Source organism: Marinomonas piezotolerans (assembly GCF_003362755.1).
Classification (GTDB): domain Bacteria; phylum Pseudomonadota; class Gammaproteobacteria; order Pseudomonadales; family Marinomonadaceae; genus Marinomonas; species Marinomonas piezotolerans.
This window is the reverse complement of the sequence record NZ_QKRA01000005.1, coordinates 169,806-194,048: the sequence shown is the minus strand read 5'-3', so window position 1 is coordinate 194,048 and position 24,243 is coordinate 169,806. Positions and strand designations below refer to the sequence as shown.

General features: G+C 44.0%; 23 protein-coding genes. 12 read left to right on the top strand and 11 right to left on the bottom strand.

Annotated elements, in window-relative coordinates; translation table 11 throughout:
- Positions 1-2: 2 nt before the first annotated feature.
- Positions 3-3,137, bottom strand: a complete 3,135-nt coding sequence (locus tag DN730_RS12350; RefSeq protein WP_115468448.1) for a phosphorylase b kinase regulatory subunit alpha/beta — start codon at positions 3,135-3,137, stop codon at positions 3-5.
- A 275-nt stretch (positions 3,138-3,412) separates the two neighbouring features.
- Here DN730_RS12350 and DN730_RS12345 point away from each other — a divergent pair, with 275 nt between their 5' ends.
- From DN730_RS12345 to DN730_RS12315, 7 genes are all read left to right on the top strand, one after another.
- Positions 3,413-4,102 carry a phosphatase PAP2 family protein gene (locus tag DN730_RS12345; RefSeq protein ID WP_115468447.1) on the top strand — a complete coding sequence of 230 codons (690 nt, stop codon included), beginning with the start codon at positions 3,413-3,415 and terminating at the stop codon, positions 4,100-4,102.
- Positions 4,099-4,557 (top strand): YqaA family protein, encoded by a 459-nt coding sequence (locus tag DN730_RS12340; RefSeq protein WP_245957958.1) that lies wholly within the window; start codon positions 4,099-4,101, stop codon positions 4,555-4,557. The genes DN730_RS12345 and DN730_RS12340 overlap by 4 nt, the downstream gene beginning before the upstream one ends.
- Positions 4,558-4,586: 29 nt before the next feature.
- On the top strand, positions 4,587-5,330 hold the full coding sequence (locus DN730_RS12335) for an SPOR domain-containing protein (RefSeq protein ID WP_115468446.1): 744 nt from the start codon (positions 4,587-4,589) through the stop codon (positions 5,328-5,330).
- 35 nt (positions 5,331-5,365) lie between these two features.
- Complete coding sequence (locus tag DN730_RS12330) at positions 5,366-5,977, top strand: HAD family hydrolase (protein WP_115468445.1); 612 nt, start codon at positions 5,366-5,368, stop codon at positions 5,975-5,977.
- Between the two features lie 32 nt (positions 5,978-6,009).
- The gene (locus DN730_RS12325) at positions 6,010-6,753 is read left to right on the top strand and encodes a class I SAM-dependent methyltransferase (protein WP_115468444.1); all 744 of its coding nucleotides are present in this window, start codon (positions 6,010-6,012) and stop codon (positions 6,751-6,753) included.
- 130 nt (positions 6,754-6,883) lie between these two features.
- A complete protein-coding gene (gene acs, locus DN730_RS12320; RefSeq protein ID WP_115468443.1) occupies positions 6,884-8,842 on the top strand; it encodes an acetate--CoA ligase in 1,959 nt (652 codons plus the stop codon).
- 27 nt (positions 8,843-8,869) lie between these two features.
- On the top strand, positions 8,870-9,511 hold the full coding sequence (locus tag DN730_RS12315; protein ID WP_115468442.1) for a response regulator transcription factor: 642 nt from the start codon (positions 8,870-8,872) through the stop codon (positions 9,509-9,511).
- Here the strand turns inward: DN730_RS12315 and yidD are convergent.
- Positions 9,492-9,770 (bottom strand): membrane protein insertion efficiency factor YidD, encoded by a 279-nt coding sequence (gene yidD / locus DN730_RS12310; protein ID WP_115468441.1) that lies wholly within the window; start codon positions 9,768-9,770, stop codon positions 9,492-9,494. The two genes, DN730_RS12315 and yidD, sit on opposite strands and share 20 nt — an antisense overlap.
- Before the next feature lie 99 nt (positions 9,771-9,869).
- Here yidD and DN730_RS12305 point away from each other — a divergent pair, with 99 nt between their 5' ends.
- The 3 genes from DN730_RS12305 to DN730_RS12295 are packed head-to-tail and all read left to right on the top strand — an operon-like array spanning position 9,870 to position 13,642.
- Positions 9,870-10,736 (top strand): prephenate dehydratase, encoded by an 867-nt coding sequence (locus DN730_RS12305; RefSeq protein ID WP_115468440.1) that lies wholly within the window; start codon positions 9,870-9,872, stop codon positions 10,734-10,736.
- Positions 10,737-10,742: 6 nt separating this feature from the next.
- The gene (locus tag DN730_RS12300) at positions 10,743-12,725 is read left to right on the top strand and encodes a TonB-dependent receptor plug domain-containing protein (protein ID WP_115468439.1); all 1,983 of its coding nucleotides are present in this window, start codon (positions 10,743-10,745) and stop codon (positions 12,723-12,725) included.
- A 17-nt stretch (positions 12,726-12,742) separates the two neighbouring features.
- Positions 12,743-13,642, top strand: coding sequence for a hypothetical protein (locus DN730_RS12295; RefSeq protein WP_115468438.1), 900 nt, complete (start codon positions 12,743-12,745; stop codon positions 13,640-13,642).
- Here DN730_RS12295 and DN730_RS12290 read toward each other — a convergent pair.
- Positions 13,616-14,377: an alpha/beta fold hydrolase gene (locus DN730_RS12290; RefSeq protein WP_115468437.1), complete on the bottom strand. Its 762-nt coding sequence runs from the start codon at positions 14,375-14,377 to the stop codon at positions 13,616-13,618. The two genes, DN730_RS12295 and DN730_RS12290, sit on opposite strands and share 27 nt — an antisense overlap.
- 91 nt (positions 14,378-14,468) lie before the next feature.
- Between DN730_RS12290 and DN730_RS12285 the strand changes: the two genes are divergently transcribed.
- Positions 14,469-15,080 carry a CDP-alcohol phosphatidyltransferase family protein gene (locus DN730_RS12285; protein WP_115468436.1) on the top strand — a complete coding sequence of 204 codons (612 nt, stop codon included), beginning with the start codon at positions 14,469-14,471 and terminating at the stop codon, positions 15,078-15,080.
- A 7-nt stretch (positions 15,081-15,087) separates the two neighbouring features.
- On the opposite strand, the gene yfaE is transcribed toward DN730_RS12285, so the two are convergent.
- The 8 genes from yfaE to DN730_RS12245 all read right to left on the bottom strand — a co-directional run bounded on the left by yfaE (position 15,088) and on the right by DN730_RS12245 (position 23,912).
- Positions 15,088-15,378: a class I ribonucleotide reductase maintenance protein YfaE gene (yfaE, locus tag DN730_RS12280; protein ID WP_115468435.1), complete on the bottom strand. Its 291-nt coding sequence runs from the start codon at positions 15,376-15,378 to the stop codon at positions 15,088-15,090.
- Positions 15,359-16,492: a class Ia ribonucleoside-diphosphate reductase subunit beta gene (nrdB, locus tag DN730_RS12275; RefSeq protein WP_115468434.1), complete on the bottom strand. Its 1,134-nt coding sequence runs from the start codon at positions 16,490-16,492 to the stop codon at positions 15,359-15,361. Before nrdB ends, yfaE begins: the two co-directional genes overlap by 20 nt.
- Before the next feature lie 92 nt (positions 16,493-16,584).
- The gene (nrdA, locus tag DN730_RS12270) at positions 16,585-18,852 is read right to left on the bottom strand and encodes a class 1a ribonucleoside-diphosphate reductase subunit alpha (protein WP_115468433.1); all 2,268 of its coding nucleotides are present in this window, start codon (positions 18,850-18,852) and stop codon (positions 16,585-16,587) included.
- Positions 18,853-19,136: 284 nt separating this feature from the next.
- Positions 19,137-19,847: a heparan-alpha-glucosaminide N-acetyltransferase gene (locus tag DN730_RS12265; protein WP_245957957.1), complete on the bottom strand. Its 711-nt coding sequence runs from the start codon at positions 19,845-19,847 to the stop codon at positions 19,137-19,139.
- A 106-nt stretch (positions 19,848-19,953) separates the two neighbouring features.
- Positions 19,954-20,598, bottom strand: a complete 645-nt coding sequence (gene pdxH, locus DN730_RS12260; protein WP_115468432.1) for a pyridoxamine 5'-phosphate oxidase — start codon at positions 20,596-20,598, stop codon at positions 19,954-19,956.
- Between the two features lie 3 nt (positions 20,599-20,601).
- Positions 20,602-21,240: a 2-polyprenyl-3-methyl-6-methoxy-1,4-benzoquinone monooxygenase gene (gene coq7, locus DN730_RS12255; RefSeq protein WP_115468431.1), complete on the bottom strand. Its 639-nt coding sequence runs from the start codon at positions 21,238-21,240 to the stop codon at positions 20,602-20,604.
- A gap of 11 nt (positions 21,241-21,251) precedes the next feature.
- Positions 21,252-21,593, bottom strand: coding sequence for a histidine triad nucleotide-binding protein (locus DN730_RS12250; protein ID WP_115468430.1), 342 nt, complete (start codon positions 21,591-21,593; stop codon positions 21,252-21,254).
- A 96-nt stretch (positions 21,594-21,689) separates the two neighbouring features.
- A complete protein-coding gene (locus DN730_RS12245) occupies positions 21,690-23,912 on the bottom strand; it encodes a 7TMR-DISM family protein (protein WP_158541208.1) in 2,223 nt (740 codons plus the stop codon).
- Positions 23,913-23,957: 45 nt separating this feature from the next.
- Between DN730_RS12245 and DN730_RS12240 the strand changes: the two genes are divergently transcribed.
- Positions 23,958-24,206: a hypothetical protein gene (locus DN730_RS12240; protein ID WP_115468428.1), complete on the top strand. Its 249-nt coding sequence runs from the start codon at positions 23,958-23,960 to the stop codon at positions 24,204-24,206.
- The last annotated feature ends 37 nt before the right edge of the window (positions 24,207-24,243 follow it).

Here is a 24,243-nt window from a genome sequence, read left to right as displayed (position 1 = left end):
TTCTAATCATTAGGTTTTATGCGCTGCTGGCTATGTAATTTTGTAACGGCCCAGCTTAAATAGTAATTGACCTTATTGGGTGTTAACTGTGCAAATTCGTCCAGCGCCATATCGTAGCTACTCATCTCGGGATGAGCATTCTTATACTGTTTTACATGATCCATCGCCGCTTTGGAAACTAAAAGCGGTAAATTAACCTCATCGATAAAGTTTCCTTTGGGATGTTGCTCACAGAATTGAATAAAAGCATAAAGACCTTCAAAAATAAGGCATTTGTACCAGCTAGGGGTTATATCCGATGTTAAAGATTCGATCAGTAATGCAAAGGTATCTTCGCCAGGTGTCATAGAACTGAGGGTGCTTTTACTTTCAAGGACGGTGTTACTTTGTAGATCACCGAATACAATGCGGTCAGTTTGATTAAGACTTTCCCAAAGCTTTAAGAGCATTTCTTCTGGCATTTTAGTAATGAGGCCTTGCCCTGTTCGCCATTCAAGCCAGTCTATATCGCTCGCTTTCCCCTCGGCACTGTCGACACGTTGGTGATATTTCACACTCGATACTACATGTGTGAATTCTTTATGTTTTTCCACTAGCACTTCTTTTAGGGTCTCATAAAGTTCGATAGGGGACGCTGTCGCCAAAACGTCCACAATCGATTTTGGAGAACCATCACTCGCTTCATTCATTTCATAGGCGCACAGAAAAGCGAGATTGTGCAGGCGTATGGTACGAACGCTGCTGAAATACTCAGGGTGAATTTTTAGCAGCGTACCAGTGATCGCCAGCAGCTCTTGGTAGATAACTTGTGCTAAACCTGTTGTGGAATGGCTTTTAAATACTGCAAAGACTTCTTCACCAGTTAGCGGGGTGGAAATGCTGGTTTGATTTTTAGGATGGTCGCCAATTACAAGAACACGTTGGCGAACGGTAATTTCAGCGACGTGCGTTGCCATATCTGTGGTCGGGTGGATCATTAGAGAAAACAAAGACCTTGCACTTAACCAATTGCGATGAATAAGCGCGTTGGTATAGACAGAATATAGGATATGTTTAACGCTGACCGAAGAGTCCTCTTGCTGAATGTCACGATCGAGTTCCCCTCGCTGGCCTAGCTCCAGTAATATTTTGGTTGCATCTGGCAATGAAGGTTGTTGTGACAGGGCCTCGACCAAAGCGTCTGTTGATAGTTCATTGATGGCGCTTAACGATGCTTCGGTGCTTGTTGAAAGTGGCCATGCGGCTTCATAGACAGGTAAGCGAGCTCCTAATTCGTTACCGTCGGGCATATCGAAATTTATTTGGCGTCGACTTCCGGACTTAAATGCATTTTTAGCGGATTGTGGGACAACTCGATATTCATTAAATTCGCGATTTTGTAAACGACGAATGAAGTCAAAAAGCTCGTTAGCACCGCTCATTTCTGCCAGTGCTTCATCAATCAGAATTGAAAAAACAGCATTCGCTGGGTAATACCAGTACTGAGAAATGATCGACAGCTCATTGCGAATATGTTGCTCAAACAAAGCTGGATCTGTTTTACGATAATCTCGGTCTTCATTTTGAAACCATGCTAAACACAAGCAGCGTTGATCATTGACTACGTAGGGTTGAGCAATCGCAAGGCTATGTAATGCACGACTTGGGCGTCCACTTAGGCCAAGCGATTTTGACACCCCGACGTTACCATATAGAGAAATCAATTGTTCTGAACTGATTGCTTGTATTGGTGCGATCTCATCGACGGTTTGGCATAAGCACCCTGCGTCAAGTAGCTGTTGCTTAATCTTACTGTTTTTTGCCAATACAACCATCGAGATATTGACGCTTTTTCGGTTATGTTGCTTGCGATGTAAACCCAGTGGATCTAAGTCATCGGTAGTGATTAACTCATCATCAAGCATTCGGCCAACAAGATAGAGGCTTTGAGCCCAAACTAGCGGCACGTTGTCATTTGGCACGCGAGGTTGGGATCCGGGGTTTGCTTTCTCAGCGAGGATATTCTCTTTCTCGACATAATAAAGTTCTGGCAGTAGCTGTTCTCCATCATGCTCTACCATCAGAGACTCTAGTTTATAGCGGTAATAATTTGCACCTTCCCAATCTCTTGCAAATAGCCGATCAATATAAAGATAGGTAAAAAACAACGGCCATTCGGATTCGATGTGTTCAAAGTTAATCAGTTCATTGTATTCGTAGTAAATGCGGCTATGGTCTTCGAGTTCCGTTTGGTGACCATCAAGCAGGAAGCGTTTGCAGCCGTAGCTCCCGCCGAGCTTATCTATGACTTCTTGGCGAGTACGACGCTTGAGCTGCTCGTCGTTAATGGCAAACGCAGGGAAGCTAATAATACTTAGAAGCGCTGCATCGACTTCTTTTGAACGAGACTCTTTAGGGAGTAGTGATTCCAAGGCCGAACCAGCTCGAGTGACGGCATCTGCAAAAGAGTGCACCACCGCCCATTCTGGACCATCAACACCAAATAGGTTTAGCCCGTCTAGTGCTTCTAATGCTGCTTTGGCCATGCCAACAGAGCTGGCATTAATTTCAGCTTTACCGTTATTAACTTTGTTGCCTCGCTCCCATATTCCAAAGTCAGGGGTACGGTATGTTCTGGAAATGTAGTAAATCAGGTTTTGTATGAAGTTCAGTTCATCTTCGGAGTAAATGAGCTTGCTGCCAGACTTGGTCATTTGTGCAAGCATTAACAAGTAGAGGCTGGTCGCGTCAATTTGCAAGTGTCCCCAGGCATCGTCGGCAACAACTTCAAGTCCTGTTTTAGTATCGTATTTGGCGTGAAGAGAGTCCCCTGGGGCGAGGGTCATTTTGAAGCGTTCAACTTTATGGGATTGACGCATCATGGCAAACAGCAGGCCGCGCATCATTTTAATGCAGGCGTATTCCAATTCGTGGGCCCGCTTGTGAGGGTTTGAAGCGCGTTTATAGGCCAATGACAGTGCCCAAACTGCCTGTATTGAGTACACATTATCTCTGACCCAGGCATCGGTATAATCACCGTGAGTATTAATGCTAGTGCTGGCCGGAAATAGTCCTGTTACAGGGTGCTGCCGTGAAAGGATGACTTTTTCTATGTGCTGATATAGGGAGTCTAGTTCAGTTGGAACATCAAACGGCATAAAAGGATCCCTTAATGATTAAGTAATAAAACAGCCATGCAAATTTGAGGCCTGAATATTCTCGATGTTAGGCTGTATTGTATTTGTTTAGTGCCGAGATGGCATCATGATGTGGCTACACTCTAGCTGGAGAATGTTAACATTTCACGAAGACTAAATTGACGTGCATGAAATTCATACTATGTTAATGTTTGCACTATATAGTTAGGGGATGACCAGTGCATTAGGCTGTGTAAGAATACCTCTTTATTACAAAAACTATCAGATGATTTGCTATGAAAAGACCTTTCCCGTTTGGCTATGGGGCCTTAAGTTTTGTTGTGTGTTTAATCGTTTTCTTAGGTTGGCCAAACATTGATATAACTGTCTCCTCTTGGTTTTATGACCCTGTCACTGAGCGCTTTCCTGCCAATGATATGCCTTTTATTAAATTCGTTTATTGGCTATTTAAGGAAATGCCCATCGTGATCTTGCCTGTGCTGATGTGGTTGAGTGTTATGACGTTATTTAAAGCCGCACCAGACTGGAACAAGCGTAACCGACGTAAATGGTATTTTATGTTGGCATTTCTATTGATTGGCCCAGGGTTGATTGTTCATACAGGTTTTAAAGACAACTGGGATCGAGCGCGGCCTCGTGATGTAGTGCAGTTGGGTGGAGAGCAGAGCTTCTCGCCAGCTTGGGTCATCTCAGATCAGTGTGATCGGAACTGTTCTTTTGTAAGTGGGCATGCGGCGATGGGCTTCGCTTTTATTGCGCTTGGGTGGGTGCTTAAAAGCCGTTTGTGGTTAACATTTGGCATTTTCTTGGGATTATTTGTGGGCGGTGTTCGTGTGTTACAAGGAGGGCACTTTCTGAGTGATATTGTGTTCTCAGGGTATATTTGTTACGCCTCTGCTTGGGTAATGGCTAAACTCATTCTCGGCACGTCTGAAATATCATCTAAACCCACGACAAGCGATTGATCGAGCCATTGCTGGATCTTCTACCGCAGTTAGGGGCTCTGTTTTTATCCGCTTTTTTTGCCGCTACACTTTTACCCGGTGGCTCAGAAGCGGCTGTCATCGCATTTATTTTGACTTATCCAGACGCTAGCTTTTTGGCTTGTGTGTTCGCCACGATGGGTAACACGCTTGGCGGTTTGACGAACTGGTGGTTGGGGCGCTATTGCTTACATTTTCAAGACCGTCGCTGGTTTCCTGTTTCGCCCACTCGATTGCAATATGTTCATCAACGTTTTGTGCGGTATGGGCAATGGAGTTTGTTGTTTAGCTGGTTGCCGCTGATTGGAGACGCACTTTGTTTGGTGGCAGGTGTCGCCAAGTTGAGCTTGGTACGCGCTTTTTTGTGGGTTGTTGTAGGTAAAGCGGCTCGGTATGCCGCATTAGTTTATGGGACAAATACCTTTATTCTGTCGTAGTATTAAAGGTTCAAATAGGGAGTCCTTGTATGAGACATATGTTTTTTTTCGCCATTGTGGGCAGTGTTTTGTTAGCTGGTTGCGCCACTAAAAAGGACGATTCTACTTCAATGACAAATGCCCAACTGCAGTCCGCACTGCAGGCACAGCAACAAGAATGGGAAAATATCAAACCGCAGTTAGAGCGAGTCCTCGCATTAGAATCAGATATAAAATTACTGGTTGAAAAGCAAAATGCTGCGTCTGGATCCACAGACAATATGATGCAAGCGGACAATATGCCGACAACAGAGCAAGCTGATGATGCTCCTGCTTCGATCGATTCTACATCCGAACAGACACAAATGGGTGAAGAAGAGTCTGCGTCAACAATGCTCAAGGAAACTGACGGCAATGTTGAAAGTGAAAAAGATCGAGGCAAAATCGATCCGTTTGATCAGGCTCCACCAAAAGGAGCCGTTACGGCAGACTTTTATGGACAAGAAGGCAAAAATCTCGATTATCCCTATTTTGGCGTCCAGATCGCCGCCTACGCGTCAAAACAATTAGCGCGTGAAGGATGGCGCAAAGTTAGTAGAGCGTATCCAGAAGAGTTTGTCGATACGGCGCCATTGATCAATCGCTCCGAGATTAAAGGGAACACCTATTATCAGCTGATTGTGGGACCTTTTCTAACAAAACCATATGGCGATGACTTTTGTAATATGCTCAAACAGATGCAACAAGATTGCTTGGTGACACGCTACAAAGGTGACCCATTTTTAAGCCTATAATGCATCGTTTTGAGGACGATAGGAGATCCTATCCAATGAAAGCAATCAAAGTTGTTCTATTTGATTTAGGGAATGTACTAGTCGATCTCGGAGATATCAGTGATTTTGCTGCGATCTTTCAGGTTGATACACAAGATGAAGCCGTTATGTGGGAACGCTGGCTTAAGTCTTCTGCGGTTAAGGCATTTGATACTGGTCAAATAAACTTGTCTGATTTCATTCAATCTCTGCGGTTAGAGATGGGGGCCACCGATGAGTTAGAGGGCTTGAAGCAAGCTTTTGTCAAATGGCCGAAAGGCTTGTTCAGCGGCGTAAGCCAACTCATAGAACGGATTCCACCTAATTATCACCGCGCTATTTTGTCGAATACAAATGATGCGCATTGGGGGCGCATCATGGATGAAATGGGCTTATCTGGTTGTTTTCATAGTTATTTTGCTTCCCATCAAATTGGCATCGCAAAACCTGACTTAGCTGTCTATGAGTACGTTATTAGAGAGCTTGGCGTGGCAGCAGACTCTATACTTTTTTTAGATGATAATTTGATCAATGTGCAGGCTGCTAGGAAGCTAGGTATGCAATCGGAACATGTCAAAGGGGTCGAATGCGCAGAAAAAATCCTTTATAAATATAAGGTCATATCATAAGTAATTTTCATTCACTGACAGTTGAGTAGTCTATGCGCACCTTCGATACGTCCTCCGCAGCGTTTTATTCTCGAGTTCGCCCGACGTATCCAGCGGAACTTTATTTTTGGCTGAGTCGTCAGGTAGAAGATACTCATAGAGTATGGGATTGTGCCTGTGGAACGGGTCAGGCCTCGATAGATCTAGCGGTTTATTTTTCTCACGTTGAAGCATCTGACATCTCTGAGGCGCAGATAGCGAAAGCGACGCCCCATCGCAATGTTAATTATTCGGTACAGCCCGCTGAGTATACTCACTTCCCTGATGATTATTTTGATGCGGTCTGCGTGGCTCATGCACTTCACTGGTTTGAGCTTGATGCTTTTTGGCGAGAAGTGCGTCGAGTGCTTAAACCAGGAGGGAAAGTGTTCATCTGGGGATACAATTGGGCGCGATTTGAAAGCGTCTTAGATCTCGCGGTTAAAGAGCATATTTTACCGATATTACAACCGTATTGGCCTGAGAAAACGGTTCTACTTAGAAATCAATATCGAAGCGTTGATTTTCCATTTGATGATGTGGATGTGCCTGAGTTTGAGTTGAAATGCCGCTGGACGATGTCGCAAGCATTTGCGTTCATGAGGTCTTGGTCAGCGGCTCAAATAATGGTTGAACAACATGGAGACGAACGCTTACGGCAAGCAGAGTTTGAAGTCGAGCAGTTGTGGCAGGACCCACAACGCAAGCTGGATGTGACGTTACCGTTTTTTTGTTATGCAGGTCAGTTTAAGTCTTAATGATTCTTCATTGCGCTTTGACAATGAAGCCATGTCACCTACCTTGTTAGACTAAAGTGGGATACCGTGAAGTCAATCTAACCTTATAGTAGCGTTTAGCGTCCAATTAAAAATAAGAACGGAGCATGTTATGTCACAATCTTCTTACACAGAGCAAATGGATTACTCCTTTTCCGATGCCAATGTTAGTCAAGCTGAATTTGATCAGCGCTACCAAGAGTCCATTTCTAATCCAGAAGAATTTTGGCGCAAAGAGGGGCTGCGTGTTGACTGGTCGAAGCCTTATACAAAAGTTAAAAATACCAGTTTTGAAAAAGGTAATGTCAGCATTAAGTGGTTTGAAGATGGTGAACTTAATGTCGCATACAATTGTATTGATCGACACTTAGCCAATAGTTCAGACAAAGTTGCTTTTTATGTGGAAGGCGATGAAGAGGGCATTGATAGCGTTGTTACGTATCAAGAGCTTTACAACGAAGTTGGGCGTCTAGCCAATGTATTACGTAATCAGGGTGTAAAAAAAGGCGACCGCGTCGCGATATATATGCCGATGATCCCGCAAGCAGTATATGCCATGTTGGCATGTGCTCGGATTGGTGCTATCCACAGTGTGATTTTTGGTGGGTTTTCTGCGTCGGCCATCGCAGACAGACTGAATGACTGTAATGTGAAAGTTGTCTTGACAGCAGATCAAGGCAAACGTGCTGGTAACACCGTTCCGTTGAAAAATAACGTTGATAAAGCGTTGGATAATAATACATGCCCATCGGTGGAAAAGGTCATTGTTTATCGTTATACCAATGCAGAGATAAACTGGGTTGATAGCAGAGATCTTGATTGGGCGGAGTTAACTGCGAAAGAGAGTACTGAATCAACGCCAGAACCAATGAACGCCGAAGACCCTCTTTTTATACTTTACACGTCTGGCTCGACGGGTAAACCAAAGGGGGTTGTACATACCACCGGCGGTTACTTAGTCTACGCATCGTTGACTCATGAACTGGTGTTCGACATTAAACCGAATGATATTTATTGGTGTGCGGCAGATGTAGGGTGGATTACGGGCCACAGCTATATGGTTTACGGACCGTTAGCTAATGGTGTAACAAGCGTTTTATTTGAAGGGGTGCCCACTTACCCAGATTCAGGCCGTATCGGTCGTGTTGTTGACAAGTTTAGTGTGACGCAACTCTATACCGCTCCAACGGCCATTCGCGCCCTTATGGCGAAAGGCGAAGAACCCATTGCGACCAGTAAGCGAGATTCATTGCGCGTATTAGGAAGTGTCGGTGAGCCAATTAACCCAGAAGCTTGGGTGTGGTACCACAAGAACATTGGTAATGGAAAGTGCCCGATTGTTGATACGTGGTGGCAGACCGAAACGGGCGGTCTAATGATGAGTCCTCGTGTGACGGAAACAAATCCTAAACCCGGTTCTTGCACAGGTCCGCTCTTTGGTGTGCAGCCGGCTTTAGTTGATGCAGACGGTAATCTTGTCACGGATACTGAGACGGAAGTCGAAGGTGGTTTGGTTATCTTGGACTCTTGGCCTGGCCAATCACGAACCGTGTATGGCGACCATGAACGGTTCGAGCAAACGTACTTCAGTACCTTTGAAGGGAAGTATTTCACGGGAGATGGCGCTCGTCGTGATGCAGAAGGAGCCTATTGGATTACGGGTCGGATGGATGATGTGTTAAATGTTTCTGGCCACCGTTTAGGGACTGCGGAAATCGAAAGTGCTCTGGTTGCGCATCCTGCAGTGGCTGAGGCGGCGGTTGTCGGTTACCCACACGACTTAAAAGGGCAAGGTATCTACGTATATATCATTCCTAATTCGGGTGTCGAGCCTGATGATGAGCTTACCAAGTCTGTAAAAATGATGGTTCGTCAAGAAGTTGGTCCAATCGCCACACCAGACCTTGTTCACTGGGCGATGACAGGTTTACCCAAAACGCGCTCAGGTAAGATCATGCGTCGCATCTTACGTAAGATTGCGGCCAACGAGCATGACCAATTAGGGGACACAAGTACACTGGCTGATCCAGGTGTGGTTGATGATTTAATCGATAATAGGTTAAATAGCTAAACCATCTCCTATTGTTAAGGAAACATAGTGATTTCACTTCTTATCGCTGATGACCATCCTTTATTTCGAAGTGCCCTGACTGGGGCGCTTCGAGACCAAATTGGTGAAGTAGAGATACAAGAGTCGCATGATCTTGAGTCCACATTGGGGAAGCTTAAAAGTAACCCCGACGTGGATTTGTTGCTGTTGGACTTGAACATGCCTGGAGCAGGAGATCTCTACGGTCTTATTCGAATTCGGTCAGACTTCCCGGATGTTCCCATTGCCGTTATCTCTGGAAATAGCGAGGCGAAGGTGGTGGCCAACGTTATCGAAGCGGGTGCTTTAGGGTTTATTCCCAAAACATGTGAGCCATCTGTGTACGCTCAAGCTATATCGGTGATCCTGGAAGGTGATGTTTGGTTACCTGATGGAATGCTTGAGCTGCTTGAGTCTATTCCGGCACCTAACCTCGACATGCCTCGGCGTGTCGCTGAGTTAACGCCACAGCAGTATAAAGTGCTTTGTTATTTGCATGAAGGCTTGCTGAATAAGCAGATTGCCTTTGAGTTGAATATTTCCGAAGCGACAGTAAAAGCTCATATCACTGCAATTTTCAGAAAGCTCCACATTAACAATCGTACTCAAGCCGTACTAATCGTAAGTGATCTTAATCTTCAGTTGAATTAGATTCTTGTGGTCGACTGTTATGTTTACATTGTCGTTTTTCTGGGACTAAATCAACTCCTCCACTGTGAAAAGGATGACATCGGCTTAACCGTTTTATCCCCAACCAAGTGCCCTTCATAACACCAAATCGCTCTATTGCTTCGATCATATAGGCCGAGCATGTTGGGTAGTAGCGACAGTTATTACCCAACAATGGGCTGATTAGATATTGATAACCGATCACTATCTTTATAAATATTTGTTTGCTTATCTTCTTCATGTGGTTACAAAAAGTGTCATATTTGAACGTCAGTTTTATGTTGGAAAGTGCATAAATTTGGTACTGTTCTTACTAATAAGCAATTCAAGTGGCAAAGATATGAGTGTTACCTCCGATATAGTTCTGAATGCAGATCAGATTGTAGCCTATCAAGGTGAGCCAGGTGCCTATTCTCATCTAGTTTGCCAACATTGTTTTCCTGATTGGCAAATGGTGCACTGTTCTAGTTTTACTCAAGCACTAAAGATGGTTGAGTTTGGTCAAGCGCATTATGCCATGATTCCGGTTGAAAACTCGACAGCTGGCCGTGTGGAGGAGATTTATCGCGAATTAAAAGGCACCGAGCTATATGTTGTAAGAGAGCATTTCGAACCAGTAAATCATTGTTTGATTGCCAGCGCTTCTCTAGAGTTTAGCCAGATTCGTCGCGTTGGGAGTCACCCACAAGCACTCGCGCAATGCGCAGCCAATATTCAGGCTATGGATGCTGAGCCTGTTGCTATGTACGACACGGCTGGGGCTGCAAAGCATTTGTCCGAATACAATGAGCCTGACCTTGCAGTGATTTCATCGAAACTGGCAGCAGAACTATATGGATTGAATATTTTGCAAGAGCATTTTAATGACGTGTCAGGCAATACGACTCGTTTTTTGGTGTTTTCAAAGCAACAGAAAATGCCTACTTATGAAGCTGATGGCCGTTACATTACTTCCTTTATGTTTAAGGTGCGTAACATTCCCGCTGCATTGTATAAAGCTATGGGAGGGTTTGCTACCTACGGGATTAATATGCTCAAGCTGGAGAGCTATATGGTTGACGGGCAATTTACCGCAACACAATTTTATGTCGACGTTGAAGCGCATTTTCAATCGCCTGAGATGCAAGCTGCCTTAGAAGAGCTACGGTTCTTCTCAATAGATTTGCGGATTTTAGGTACCTATTACGCAGACGCTTATCGTAAGTGAGGAAATATGATCCGTGATGCTTTAGGCGTAGTTACAATACTGATTGCGTGTTCAGTCAGCGCCCAAGAATCTAGCCAATCACTTAATAGTTTAGATGATTTGCTTTATGAGCCGCTTCCAACAGTGGTCACGCCAGCTAAAGTAGAGCAACCACGAGTCGAGGTCTCATCGACTATTTCGGTGCTCGATGGTGATTTTATTCGGCGTTCAAATATTCAGTATGTAGAAGATCTTTTATTCTTTGTGCCCGGTTTTTTTGTTGGCCCCTATCTCAACTCCTACGACAAAATTGCATCCTTTCATGGCACAGAACTAGACCGTTATCGACGTATTCAGGTGCTTGTGAACGGTCGCTCAGTTTATAGCTCTTCCTATGCCCGCGTTGATTGGTCTGCGTTGGCTGTAAATGTTGAAGATGTTGAGCGTATTGAGGTTAATCGAGGTCCTAATGCCTCCAGTTATGGCGCAAACTCTTTTCTGGCTGTAATTAATATCATTACACGAAGTCCATTGGATACATTGGGCACTAGTCTCCATGCATATACTAGCAATAATGGAGATTCGAGATTGTATGGGCAGCATAGTGGGTTGTCAGGTGCGTGGAGTTACAGAGCTTCTGCATCTAGAGGTAAAGTGTCTGGCTACGAGACCGACTATGATGGGCAAAAGCGGAATGATGGACATGTTCGTACAGTAGGTAACGCATACATTGTTTACGAAGGGGCCCAGCAAAAGTTAGATCTCGATTTCGGCGGTGCTATATTGGACGCTAATATTGAGCAGATTGAAGTATCTGGAGTTGAATACACTGACCCTCACCCTAAGCTTAGCTACGATCGAGAACACATAAAGGTAGGTTGGGAGCGACTGTTGTCTCCTAATCACACCGTTAAAGCTCAATACTATTACGAGCACTCTGAGCAAGACGACACACACCACGTCGAAATCAACACCAATGACACGATATCCGCGTTATTCAATGGGCAATTAGTGTCTGGCGAGACATATTATGGTCAATTAGTGGAAGACTTAGATGAAACTCGTCACGATATAGAGCTGCAGAGCATTTGGACTCCGAGTAAGAGTTATCGGCTCGTTAATACTGTGTCTTATCGTCAAGATGAGGTCTATTCGAAGACCTATTTTGACGGAGGTTACCAAGAAGAGTTATTGCGTGCTTCGACCAATTTAAGTTATCAAGTGTTAGATCCGGTGATTATCAATGGTGGCGTGATGTGGGAGCACAGCAAATTGACCGGAGAATATTTCTCGCCCCAATTAGGGGCTACGTTGAAGCTTAGCGAACAAGCATCATTACGAGCGAATGTCTCACAGGCTTATCGTCCACCTGATCTTTATGATCAGCAAGCCCAATGGTCTTATGTGTTTAATGGAGTTCGTTCAATACCTGCAAACGCGACTGGTGAGGCGGCAGAGAAAATAACATCCTATGAGTTAGGATATTTTCACAATTACCCTAAATTCGGCATGTCATATGATGTATCGGTCTATAGAGAAGTTTTAGAAGACCTCGTACCATCTAGCAAAGGGTATATCGACGGTGTTACATCAGGAGGTTTGAGTGAAGGGTATACTTATGATGTGACCATTGATGGCCTTGAATTAGAAGTCGACTGGCGTGCGTCAAATGGTGTTCTTGTAAGAGGAACCGCTGCATTTCAGGAGACGCATTCTGATGAACAAGATGTCTTGAATACCGTCGCTCCTCTTATGTCGACGTTATTTGCAAGTGTGCCGATTCTTGACAGCGTTTGGTTTAATAGTAGCTATATTTATGGGTATGATATGGCGGAATACGATTTTAAACTATTGGATATATGGCTAACTTATCAGCTTAACGCGGATGATTTTGCTTTGAATGTTGGTCTAGGGGGGAGTCATAGGCTGGATGATGACTCCTATATACGTAAGGATAATATTTCCTCCGATAAATCTGAGTATTACCTATTCGCCAATGTGAGTTTTTAACCACAAGTGATTAAGACATGAAATGGATCTTTATCGTACTTTTAGGATATTTATACGTGGGAGCGTCTCATGCAACTACGTATGTCTATCATGAAGGTCGTGAAGCCGTTTCACGTGTGCTTGCGCTAAATTTTGAATCCAGCTTGGGATCGGATGTCAGTGTTTTAAGGCGGCAACAGCTTGACCAAGTTGAGCCGCAAGACTTAATCATTACTGCGGGCCTAGACAGCTTTAAAAATGCTTGTAATACCCCATCTTCAGCTCATATCGCTGCGCTATTTATTGGTGAGCAGGAGTATAACTCATCATCTGAAAGCTGCCGAGAGCGCTCTGTAGCGGTATTTTCTGGTGCGCCTTTAGCGTTGAGGATTGGTATTTTAGATACTTTTTGGGAAGACCGCGCCCCCATCACTCTTATTCACAGTCGAAGCATAACAATTGATACGGAAGAACTTATTGTCGCTGCAAAGAGACATAATATGGATGTTAAAACCGTCGCAGTGGCGGCTCAACGTGAAGCAGCTTTGCGTACTTTAACTCAAGTGACACTAAACTCGAATCTTGTGATGTCTATCTATGACTCTGAATTGTTTGACGGGCAATTTTCGAAAGATGCGATACGACTTATGTTTCATAAGAAAAAAGCCTTGGCTGCGCATTCGTTGCAGCTAGTCAAAGCGGGAGCTATCTTTGCTGTATACAGTACAACGGCAGCGAAGATAGCGATGGCGACCCAACATATTAAATACTTTCAAAGTGCTCAAGCGTTTAAGCCTTCAAGCTATCCAGATTCGCTTAGAGTGGTTTTTAACCCATACTTAGTGCGAATGTATGGGCTTGTTTTGCCTACAGACATCTATCTCTACACGACATTTGGCGTTTGCCCTGAACTAGGCTGTGAAGAAGCGTTTGACTAAACTTGTAAAAGGAATGGGTTTTTCGGCGTGTAGCCAATGACCAGTGCCTGGGATAATTTTGACCTGCGCATTCGGGAAATAGCGAGCAGTTTGGTTTTGATATTTAGCTTGGATATAGGGTGAGTTTTCTCCTTTAATAAATAAAATATCTGTTTCTAAACCTTCCTTTAAGGAGGGGCTTTGTAAAATCGTTTCGTAGCTTTCGTGAAGTTCTTCTAGTCCAAGGTCAATGGTGTACCCCGATGAAGTTTGGCTAAGGTTTTTCAACAGAAACTGTCTGACCCCCGCTTCAGACTCATACTCCGATAGAATGGAATCTGCTTCCTTTCGGCTGCTAGGTTGTTGGGAATTGATTGCTAGCAAGCCTTTGAATATCTCTGTATGGCTTGGCTGATAATCTACGGGGGCAATGTCTGCGACAACCAGTTTTTTGATCTTTTCGGGAAAGTCACTGGCAAGTTGCATAGCCACTTTACCGCCCATCGAATGGCCAAGTAAATACACTTCCTGTAAACCTTCTTGATCGAGGAAGTGCTTTATCTCGTTGGACATATTTTCATAGGTAACAGGTGTAAGGCGTGAAGATTTGCCGTGATTAGGTAAGTCTAAACAGTAAACAGTGAAATCCTCTTGCCATTTCTTTGCAATCGAGTGCCAGTTGTCGGCGTTGCCAAATAGGCCGTGTAAGACCACTAATGCTGGTTTCGAGTTACCATACTGTTTTGCATGAATCATTGAGATTTCCTTTACTTACTTAAGCCGTGTTGTGACAGTATGGTATCAAACTCGTCTAATGGTTCGTACAGACAGATTAAGGATAGAGATCGTGTTCGATAAATATTTAATGCCGATAAGCCAAAAACCATTACATAGTGTCGCTGAGATTTTAGTGAAGAGGGGCATCAAGGCGGACCATATCACAATACTAGGGTTTGCTATCGGTATCTTTGGGGCAGTTTGTATTGCTTTTCAGCTTTTCTGGTTGGGGCTTATAGGGATTTTGGTAAATCGTCTTTGTGATGGGTTAGATGGTGCTGTTGCACGTCTTTCTGGCGTCAGTGATGCGGGAGGCTATCTCGATATTGTATTGGATTTTATTTTTTATTCTGCCATTGCGCTAAGTTTTGGTGTTGCTGATCCAAGCACAAACGCACTTGCAGCGGCGTTGCTCATTTTTTCATTTATGGGGACGGGCAGTAGTTTTCTAGCGTTTGCTATTATGGCAGAGAAGCATGCCATTAAGACCTTAGACTACGGGAAAAAGTCATTGTATTTCTTGGGAGGGATCACTGAAGGCTTTGAGACCATTGTATTTTTTGTCTTGATGTGTCTGATGCCACATTATTTTGTGTATCTGGCATGTTTGTTTGCGGGATTATGCGCTATTACAACCGTTACGCGAATTGTAGCGGCTTATCATATGCTGCGACAGGTATGAGATCACACTAGAAAAATGCGATCTCAATATCACTTTTTACTATGGCACAGCACGCGAGCATGCTGCCACTGTGTACCCAAGCCAAAGGCTCAATGGGGTAATGAACTTTACCCCATAGCAATTTGATGGAGCAGGAGGAGCAGTAGCCCTCTCTACACTGGTATTCTACCAGCACGCCTGCACGTTCAAGTTGCGGAAGCAAAGGCTCTTCTTCAGTAACCAATACTTGCCTTTTTCCGAGTAACACACGATGAACTAAACCGTCTTTTCTATCTTGATTAGAGGTCGAAGTCGTCAAAATCTGTTCCGTCTAGGTCGTTATCGATCTGACCAACAAGGTAGGAGCTGATTTCAGCTTCCTGTGGTGCGACTTGAACGTTGTCACTGACCAACCAAGCATTAATCCAAGGAATTGGATTGTTCTTGGTGGCAAAGTGGGGTTCAAGGCCCACGGCCTGCATACGAACATTGGTAATATATTCCACATATTGGCCTAGAATTTGGGCATTCAGGCCAATCATTGAACCATTTTTAAATAGATAGGTGGCCCAATCTTTTTCTTGTTGCGCGGCTTCGATAAAGATATCACTGATTTCTTGCTTACATTCTGCGGCAATTTTAGCCATTTCAGGGTCGTCGCGACCTGTCGCCATTAAATTAAGCATGTGTTGAGTGCCGTTTAAATGCAGTGCTTCATCGCGTGCAATCAACTTAATGATTTTGGCATTGCCTTCCATTAATGTCCGCTCAGCAAATGCAAAACTACAAGCAAAGCTGACGTAGAAGCGGATCGCTTCAAGAACGTTGACCGATGCAATAGTCAGATAAAGTGCTTTTTTGAGCGTGTACATGGTGACCTCAACTGTCCCTTTCCCAGGGACGTGGTGAGTGCCTTCTCCAAGCGTGTTGTAAAGGCTGACCATTTCAATCAAAGTGTCGTAAAACTTAGACACGCTAACGGCACGCTTGGCAATTTCCTCGTTGACGATGATGTCGTCAAACACCTTCGTTGGATCATTAACGATGTTTCGAATGATATGCGTATATGAGCGGCTGTGAATCGTTTCGGAAAACGACCAAGTTTCGATCCATGTCTCCAGTTCTGGTAACGATACAATCGGTAGCAGTGCGACATTGGGTGAGCGGCCTTGAACACTATCAAGTAGTGTTTGATATTTGAGGTTACTTAGAAAAATATGTTGCTCGTGTTCCTCAAGCTTTAAGAAATCTTTTCTGTCATTGGATAAATCTACTTCTTCCGGACGCCAAAAAAACGATAGCTGTTTCTCGATCAGCTTTTCGAAAATAGGGTGCTTCTGTTGGTCGTAACGTGCGACGTTAACGTTCTCCCCGAAAAACATAGGTTCTTGTAAGCTATTAAATTTTTTGCGGTTAAAAGTAGAGTAACTCATTGATGAAAGAGGTCCTTAAAAGACGATCGTCAAACAATTAAAAATAAAGAAATTAAATAGCCCTGCGTAATAACTACGCAGGGCGTGGCTATTTAGATCTTACACGCGCCGCCAGCACAATCGTCAGCGATGTCGTCTTGCTGATCGTCGGCACCATCTCGAGTGTTATGGTAGTAAAGTGTTTTCACGCCGAGCTTATAAGCGGTTAACAAGTCTTTCAAAATAACTTTCATTGGAACTTTAGTGGACTCGAATTTTTGCGGGTCGTAGTTTGTGTTAGCTGATATCGCTTGGTCAACAAACTTCTGCATGATTCCCACTAATTGTAAGTACCCGTCGTTATTAGGAATAGTCCATAACAGCTCATAGTCATTTTTGAGTCGATCAAATTCAGGAACCACTTGTTTCAGGATTCCGTCTTTACTGGCTTTAATCGAGACAAAACCTCTTGGTGGTTCAATACCGTTGGTCGCGTTACTGATCTGGGATGACGTTTCAGATGGCATGAGAGCGGTTAATGTGGAGTTTCTTAAACCATGCTCTTTGATATCTGCGCGCAAGGATTCCCAATCATAGAAAAGCTCAGGAGATACTACCGCGTCCAAATCCTTTTTGTAGGTATCGATTGGCAAAATACCCTTAGAGTACGTCGTTTCATTAAAGCCTAAGCAAGGGCCAAACTCTTTTGAAAGTTTATTGGAGGCTTTTAACAAGTAGTATTGAATCGCTTCGAATGTTTTGTGGGTCAGCTCGTTTGCACTGCCATCCGAGTAACGTACGCCATTTTTAGCAAGGTAGTAGGCGTAGTTGATCACGCCTACACCTAGAGTACGGCGTTGTTCTGTCGCTCGTTGAGCCGCTGGAATCGGGTAGTTTTGGTAATCTAATAGGCTGTCTAAAGCGCGTACAATTAATTCTGAAAGCTCTTCTAGCTCATCCAAGTTATTCAGTGCACCTAAGTTAAATGCTGACAAAGTACACAGTGCAATCTCGCCTTCAGGATCATCAATACGATTTAGCGGCTTTGTTGGTAGCGCAATTTCAAGACAAAGATTACTTTGCTTAACAGGGGCGACTTTTGGGTCGAATGGGCTATGCGTATTACAGTGATCAACGTTTTGCAGATAAATACGGCCAGTGCTGGCGCGCTCAGAAGCAAATAAGGTGAATAACTCAGAAGCTTTAATTGTTCGCTTGCGAATGCTTGTATCCGCTTCGTACTGTACATACAAACGGTCAAATTCTTCTTGGTTGGCGAAGAATGCATCATACAGGCCAGGCACGTCGGATGGGCTGAACAGAGTGATATCTCCGCCTTTGATAAGACGTTGATACATCAAGCGATTAAACTGCACACCGTAATCTAAATGACGGACGCGGTTTTCTTCCACACCGCGGTTGTTTTTTAGAACCAGTAAGCTTTCAACTTCTAAGTGCCAGATAGGGTAGAAGACGGTGGCTGCCCCACCGCGTACGCCACCTTGAGAGCAGCTTTTTACCGCTGTCTGGAAATGCTTATAGAATGGAATACAGCCTGTGTGGAAGGCTTCACCGCCGCGAATTGGACTGCCGAGTGCTCGTATGGCACCAGCATTGATGCCGATACCTGCTCGTTGGCTTACGTATTTAACTACGGCTCCAGATGTCGCATTAATAGAATCCAGTGAGTCACCACATTCGATCAATACACAGCTACTAAACTGGCGTGTTGGAGTACGAATTCCCGACATGATTGGCGTGGGAAGAGATAACTTGAATTGCGATACTGCGTCGTAAAAGCGTTTGATTAAATCAAGGCGCTGGGAGGGCTCATATTCTGCAAAGAGACAAGCGGCAACTAAGATGTAAATGAATTGCGGGCTTTCGTATATCTGCCCTGTGACACGGTTTTGGACAAGATACTTGCCTTCAAGCTGTTTCACCGCAGCGTAAGAAAAATTCATATCTCGTGAGTGGTCGATATAGCCATTAATAGTATCGAGCTCTTCAGCGGTATAGCATTCTAGTATTTGGCTATCGTAGCGGCCCTGCTCGACTAAGTTGCGAACGTGGTCGTATAGGTGTGGTGGTTCAAACTCACCAAACGCTTTCTTGCGCAAATGGAAAATCGCTAAGCGCGCTGCAAGGTATTGGTAATCTGGAGCATCTTCAGAGATAAGATCGGCTGCAGATTTAATGAGCGTCTCGTGGATATCGGTTGTGCGAATCCCCTCGAAAAACTGGATTTGGGCTTTTAACTCGACTTGCGAGACAGAAACATTTTCAAGTCCTTCCGCTGCCCAAGTGATTACCTTATGAATTTTGTCTAGATTAATCGTCTCAGTTTTTCCGTTACGCTTGGTAACTATAAGAGTGCTCATGCCTTAGATTCCCATTTCTGCAAAAAACCTGTGGATATACTGTATATAGTATTAGAGGTCGATGCTTGATACTAGATGTAGTGTAAATTGCTTTTGTTGTCACGAACAATAGAGCGCATTTCGATGAAAATCAAGGCTTGAAAAATGCAAAGATTCTTTCATAGACGATGCGTGAAGTGATTACTTACATGAGCCTCCGCCGAGGCCGTGAAGTAAGCAAAAGCAACCCTTATTCATCTTTTTTTTCGATTTTTTTAAGGTGAATCCGACTGATGGAAGATTGATCAATGAACGAGATAATCAATGCTAGCAACCAGTGGATAAAGCACTAATTGATGAATAAGGTAGACAGGAAGCGCATAGCGACCAATAAAGGTGATAGGTTTAACGCTCATCCACATTGGTAGCTCTTTTTGCTCTAATTTTAAGTAGCCGAGTATTGGCCCGATTAGCACTACGCCTATCCAAGGTAAGGGACTGATATAGTCTAGGGTGTGTTTTGGCGCACCAAGCTCGGCGCTAAGCCAGTGTCTAAAAGCATCGGTCTCAATTGGTAGAGCGTATGTAGCGAATACGATAAATGTACCGATTGAGCAAGATACAATCGGATATGCAGACAAAGGTTTCGTAATCAGTGAACTTAGGAAGATAAAGTGAAGGATGCCGAAGAAAATCCATTGGTTTGGCATCGCGAGATAACTGCCCATTGAAATCAGGAGTGCGGCTAGTCCAATTTTGCTTTGGTTAAATATAAAACGATTGAAGGGTTGCTTTGATGCAGTGGCGATATAGCTGGACCAGCCAACAGCGCTTAAAAAAAGCGTCAAAATGATATAGCGAAAGCTCACCCAAAATGGGTCTTTGAGAGAGTACTCCATAAAACCAAAGGTTTTCAGATCCCAGCAAAAGTGGAATAGAATCATTAGAAATACAGCCAACCCACGATAGGTGTCTAAAAGCGTTGATCGTGCTCGGGCAGGCTTTTCGGAGTTCACATATAGTCCTTGAGTTTAATTAACAGGCTGAGGGTTTAGCGTAGCAGCCATTCGTTACAGAAAGGTTGAAGCGAAGAGAGCTCTACCTTTCTGTTATATGAGCAGATTAGGGGGCTTTACGCTTTATGTTCCATGTATGTCCATTTAGACGTTCAAAAACAATGCGGTCATGGAGACGACTGGGACGACCTTGCCAGAATTCGATATAGTCCGCTTTCACGGAGTAGCCTCCCCAATTGTCAGGGCATGGAACATCTTTCTCTGAGAATTGTTTTTCTAACGCAGCGAATTCGTTAGTAAGAACATCTCGTGATGCAATCATTTGACTTTGGTGTGAGACACTGGCTGCCAGTTGACTGGCTTTGGGTCTGGTTGAAAAGTAGGCTTCTGATACCGAACGATCAACTTTTGTCGCGGTGCCTTCAATTCGAATTTGGCGAGACAAGGCAGGCCAAAAAAAAGTTAATGATACGTGGGGATTTTGCTCAATATCCCTGCCTTTATCACTGTCGTAGTTAGTAAAAAAACTAAAGTAGTCTTCTACGCGCTGCTTAAGTAATACAATGCGGCTGTGTGGTCTGCGCTGTGCATCAACCGTGCTGAGCATCATAGCAGTTGGATCATCAGGACAAGCTTCAATGGCTTTATCGAGCCACGTGTCAAACAAGGCCAGTGGATCTTCACCCGCCGCCACTTCTGTCAGGTCGTCAAATTGATAATCACGACGTATAGATTGTAGGTCACGATTCATAGTCTAAATCCGGTAAGTTGAAAAAGTCATGACTTTTGAAATCTGCGTCATGATGCTCATAATGGGTTTTGGAAATTGATAGCCACCTGAGTCTAATGCCATTTGGCGGTGGCGAGCTTCATCTATGTGCATTTGCTCTAACACTGAGCGAGAGCGCAGGTCTTCTTGAGGGAGCGCTGCCATATGTTTATCTAGATGAAGGCAAACCTGATCTTCTGTCGCTGCAACGAAACCTAAGCTTAAACGGTCACTTATCAACCCAGCTCCGGCGCCGATACAATAAGATGCGCTATAGAAAAACGGGTTTAAAATACTCGGACGACTGTTTAACTCGTATAGTCGTTCTTCACACCAGACTAGGTGATCGATTTCTTCATCTGCGGCATGTTCCATTTCAGCTCTGACAGCCTCTAGCTTTGCTGTCGTTGCTTGTCCTGCATAGAGTGCCTGTGCACAGACCTCCCCAGTATGGTTTATACGCATTAACCCCGCTGCGTGCTTGAGGCTATCGGGGGCTAGTGGCGTGTCTTGATGCTGCGATGCAGGCGAGATTCGTGCCGCTTTAGCCGTTTTTGGGACCAGTGTTTGCAAAGCTCTATCAAGTTGAAGCACTGCTTTGTCTATTCGATTAAATTGGATCATAGAGTTCCTTGCTAGCCTGGAGGCCAAGTCATATTACGTCCACCGAGAACATGCATGTGGATATGGTAGACAGTTTGTCCACCCATTTCGTTGCAGTTCATCGCGACACGGTAGCCGTCGTCTGCAATGCCTTTTTCTTTGGCGACCTTTGCAGCGACGAGCGTAAGTTTGCCGATCACATTTGTATCGCTTTCAGTGATGTCGTTCAGTGTTGTTATATGGCGTTTTGGAATAACTAAAAAATGAGTAGGAGCTTGCGGAGCAATATCTTCAAATGCAATGACATCTTCGTCTTGATAAAGAATGGTGGCAGGTATTTCACCTTTCACAAGTTTACAAAATAAACAATCCATGGGAGCTCCTAGTTAAAGTACATTATCGAGTTGCTTCACTGTATTCTCAATAACGTAGTGGTTTTCTATTGATCTTTGGCAAGTCTATTTAAGACGTTACGTTAAACGCTCAAGCTCAACAATGAGTTTAGATTCAATGTGCGTGCTAGCGATACAATTGTCAAAACCAAGCGCTTGGGCATGCTTCACCGACATTTTAACATTGTTTGAAATCAGCAGGCAGCGATCTTTTATACCCAACTCACGTTTGAAGTTCGAGAGGTCCGAGGCGCCAAAGTTAATATGGTCATCAAATAGTAGTACGGCGAATCGAGTTTGTTTTGCTCTGTGTTGAAATAATCGGTGAATGTCTTCGACTTGATCGATATGTGATACCGCAAAGAGTTTAGAGGTAAGGTAGTCTTGAGTGTACGCGAGAAGCTCTGAGTACTGACCAATTAGGACTAAGTTAACTTCTTCTGTATGGGTTTTCTTAGCCAGTGCACTCGGCTCGAGATAGCGAGCTGAAACAGGAATATGAAAATCCATGGAACGGTCCCGGCCATCTCCTGTAGTCGTTATTTGGCCACCGAGATATTCAAAAACCTCTTCAAGGTAACGCAAGCCCAAGCCTTTTTGGCTATTGAGTATGGCGGACCCCGGAATTGGACTAGCGGTAATTTGTAGCCATCTTTGGCCTTCCCTTTCATTGCTAATAATGTCGCTTTCGATCAGTAGGGTTTGATCGGTGTAGTGCTTCAACTCGTTCATTATAGTGAGATAAAGGTGCGAAATGAGCGCCGTATCTTTGTATATTTCCCAACTGGCTGTGGAGTGTGAATTGAGTTCAATGACTGAGTCGTCCAAGTCCATCGCTCTGAACTCACTGTCGGCACGATCAATCAGTAATAGTAGGTTCATTGCGGGCGTAGGGGGAGACAAAACGGATCCGGTATGGATCTTATGTAATAAGTGAATACGCTCAGAAATATGCTCAAGGTTTTTTTGTGCTTTGTTAACATGCTCTTGGCTCTTAGCATCGATTTGCCCTTGATATTCTTTCAAGGTTGCTACTTGTCGTTTCATCCTCGCAGCAATGTCTTCGAATACGTCACTGTTATGTTGCACGGTGGATTCAGTTTTAACAGTGCTACCGATAAGAGGCTTCAGGCGAGTCAAGATACCCACAAAGTGTACGAGGGCTTCTAAGATGATTGATGTAGTAAGGCCCCACTCGAACCAAAGGATATTCGGCACAATGCCATAGTTGCTGAGTAACCATCCGGTGTGGCCGATGGTGAGAGTCATTCTAGCGACAAGATAGTATGGGGCGTACGGAACCTTTTTGATGACTGCGTAGATGGAAATAACGAATAAAATGGATAACGTTGCAAAGGCACTCAGTGATAATAGTGCAATCGGAAGTTGACTTGGTGATGCAACGAACATCAATGCCAACGCGATATTCATAAACCCCAAACCCAGCAAATAACGATCAATTTTTGGTAGGTAAATCGGGGTTTCTAAATACAATCTTGAGAAATACGTTATGGCTGCGGCACAACCAAGCGCGGAGAGATTGTATACCCGTTCTTGTAAGCCGACAAAGTTTGGTAACAACTGGAAAATATAGCCATGTAACGCCAAATGCAGAAACGCAATACCAATAAGTAGAGAACCATAGACAAAGTACATGGGGTGCCGAGTCTTGATGTAGAAGAATACATTGCTACCAAATAACAGGAGTAATATACCGAGCAGAAACCCGGTTAGCATGGTGTCGGTTTGGATGTCTAATGTGAGCTTTGAAAGAGACTTCACTTCACCAATCAAATTAATGGGGGATCGTGAATTTATTTTCAAATACAAGGTATACACGGGAGGGGCGTTAGCTGGTAGCGGGATAATATAGTCTGGATAAGAGACTAGCCGATTGCTAAAAGGGTGAGCCTCACCCATTTCAGTGTATATTTTTTGACTGATTAACCCCGGAGCATAGACTTCTAAAGATTGAACTCTAGGGGCTTTAACATGTAGAGCAATAGGGTGTAAATGAGTGATTTTTTGAGCTATATCAATACGAAGCCAAACGCTCCCTTTGACGATACCAAACTGTAGAAATGGCTCGTTAAGAGGGATAAAACGTTTTAGAAGCTGCTCGGAATCAATATCGGCAAGCGAGAGTCTGCCTGACTCATCAATGTAGTAGCTGCCAATATAGCCAATATTAATTTCTTGATTCTGGTCGTCTAGAATCGCCATGCGAGGGTTCGCTTGGACGTAGTTGGTTAACGCCATGAGAGCGAGTAGAATAATTGTCTGTATAAAAGATTTAGTCAAAAGAGCCTCCATGAGGGCTACATTATTAACTAGTTAGGGTGTGAAATGCTATATCCAATCTTGGTGGAGTATTATGTTTGGTGGTGTATCGCCTTACTTGTGATCACTTGGTTTACACGTGTTAGAACGGGACAAACTCGAACAAACTTAATGTATTTTTACGGCATGCTAGCAGCCATCGGTTTTTTGTTGGATCTAGATTGGATGGGCGGCGTAATTTTTGGTCTGATAGTGCTGGAACTTGGTAAAAAATTTAAAGCATGGTTAGATGCTAAACAGGCGAGTCTCAAATAAGTTATTCGCCAACACTAGATCAGTTCTTAGATTATAA

What these genes read in the sequence shown, in the direction of transcription:
- DN730_RS12350 (WP_115468448.1), bottom strand. Translation starts at nt 3,137, where the DNA reads ATGCCGTTTGATGTTCCAACTGAACTAGACTCCCTATATCAGCACATA.
- pdxH (WP_115468432.1), bottom strand. Translation starts at nt 20,598, where the DNA reads ATGAATCGTGACCTACAATCTATACGTCGTGATTATCAATTTGACGAC.
- DN730_RS12295 (WP_115468438.1), top strand. Translation starts at nt 12,743, where the DNA reads ATGAAATGGATCTTTATCGTACTTTTAGGATATTTATACGTGGGAGCG.
- DN730_RS12290 (WP_115468437.1), bottom strand. Translation starts at nt 14,377, where the DNA reads ATGATTCATGCAAAACAGTATGGTAACTCGAAACCAGCATTAGTGGTC.
- nrdA (WP_115468433.1), bottom strand. Translation starts at nt 18,852, where the DNA reads ATGAGCACTCTTATAGTTACCAAGCGTAACGGAAAAACTGAGACGATT.
- DN730_RS12240 (WP_115468428.1), top strand. Translation starts at nt 23,958, where the DNA reads ATGCTATATCCAATCTTGGTGGAGTATTATGTTTGGTGGTGTATCGCC.
- coq7 (WP_115468431.1), bottom strand. Translation starts at nt 21,240, where the DNA reads ATGATCCAATTTAATCGAATAGACAAAGCAGTGCTTCAACTTGATAGA.
- nrdB (WP_115468434.1), bottom strand. Translation starts at nt 16,492, where the DNA reads ATGAGTTACTCTACTTTTAACCGCAAAAAATTTAATAGCTTACAAGAA.
- DN730_RS12300 (WP_115468439.1), top strand. Translation starts at nt 10,743, where the DNA reads ATGATCCGTGATGCTTTAGGCGTAGTTACAATACTGATTGCGTGTTCA.
- DN730_RS12250 (WP_115468430.1), bottom strand. Translation starts at nt 21,593, where the DNA reads ATGGATTGTTTATTTTGTAAACTTGTGAAAGGTGAAATACCTGCCACC.
- DN730_RS12305 (WP_115468440.1), top strand. Translation starts at nt 9,870, where the DNA reads ATGAGTGTTACCTCCGATATAGTTCTGAATGCAGATCAGATTGTAGCC.
- yidD (WP_115468441.1), bottom strand. Translation starts at nt 9,770, where the DNA reads ATGAAGAAGATAAGCAAACAAATATTTATAAAGATAGTGATCGGTTAT.
- acs (WP_115468443.1), top strand. Translation starts at nt 6,884, where the DNA reads ATGTCACAATCTTCTTACACAGAGCAAATGGATTACTCCTTTTCCGAT.
- DN730_RS12325 (WP_115468444.1), top strand. Translation starts at nt 6,010, where the DNA reads ATGCGCACCTTCGATACGTCCTCCGCAGCGTTTTATTCTCGAGTTCGC.
- DN730_RS12335 (WP_115468446.1), top strand. Translation starts at nt 4,587, where the DNA reads ATGAGACATATGTTTTTTTTCGCCATTGTGGGCAGTGTTTTGTTAGCT.
- DN730_RS12330 (WP_115468445.1), top strand. Translation starts at nt 5,366, where the DNA reads ATGAAAGCAATCAAAGTTGTTCTATTTGATTTAGGGAATGTACTAGTC.
- DN730_RS12345 (WP_115468447.1), top strand. Translation starts at nt 3,413, where the DNA reads ATGAAAAGACCTTTCCCGTTTGGCTATGGGGCCTTAAGTTTTGTTGTG.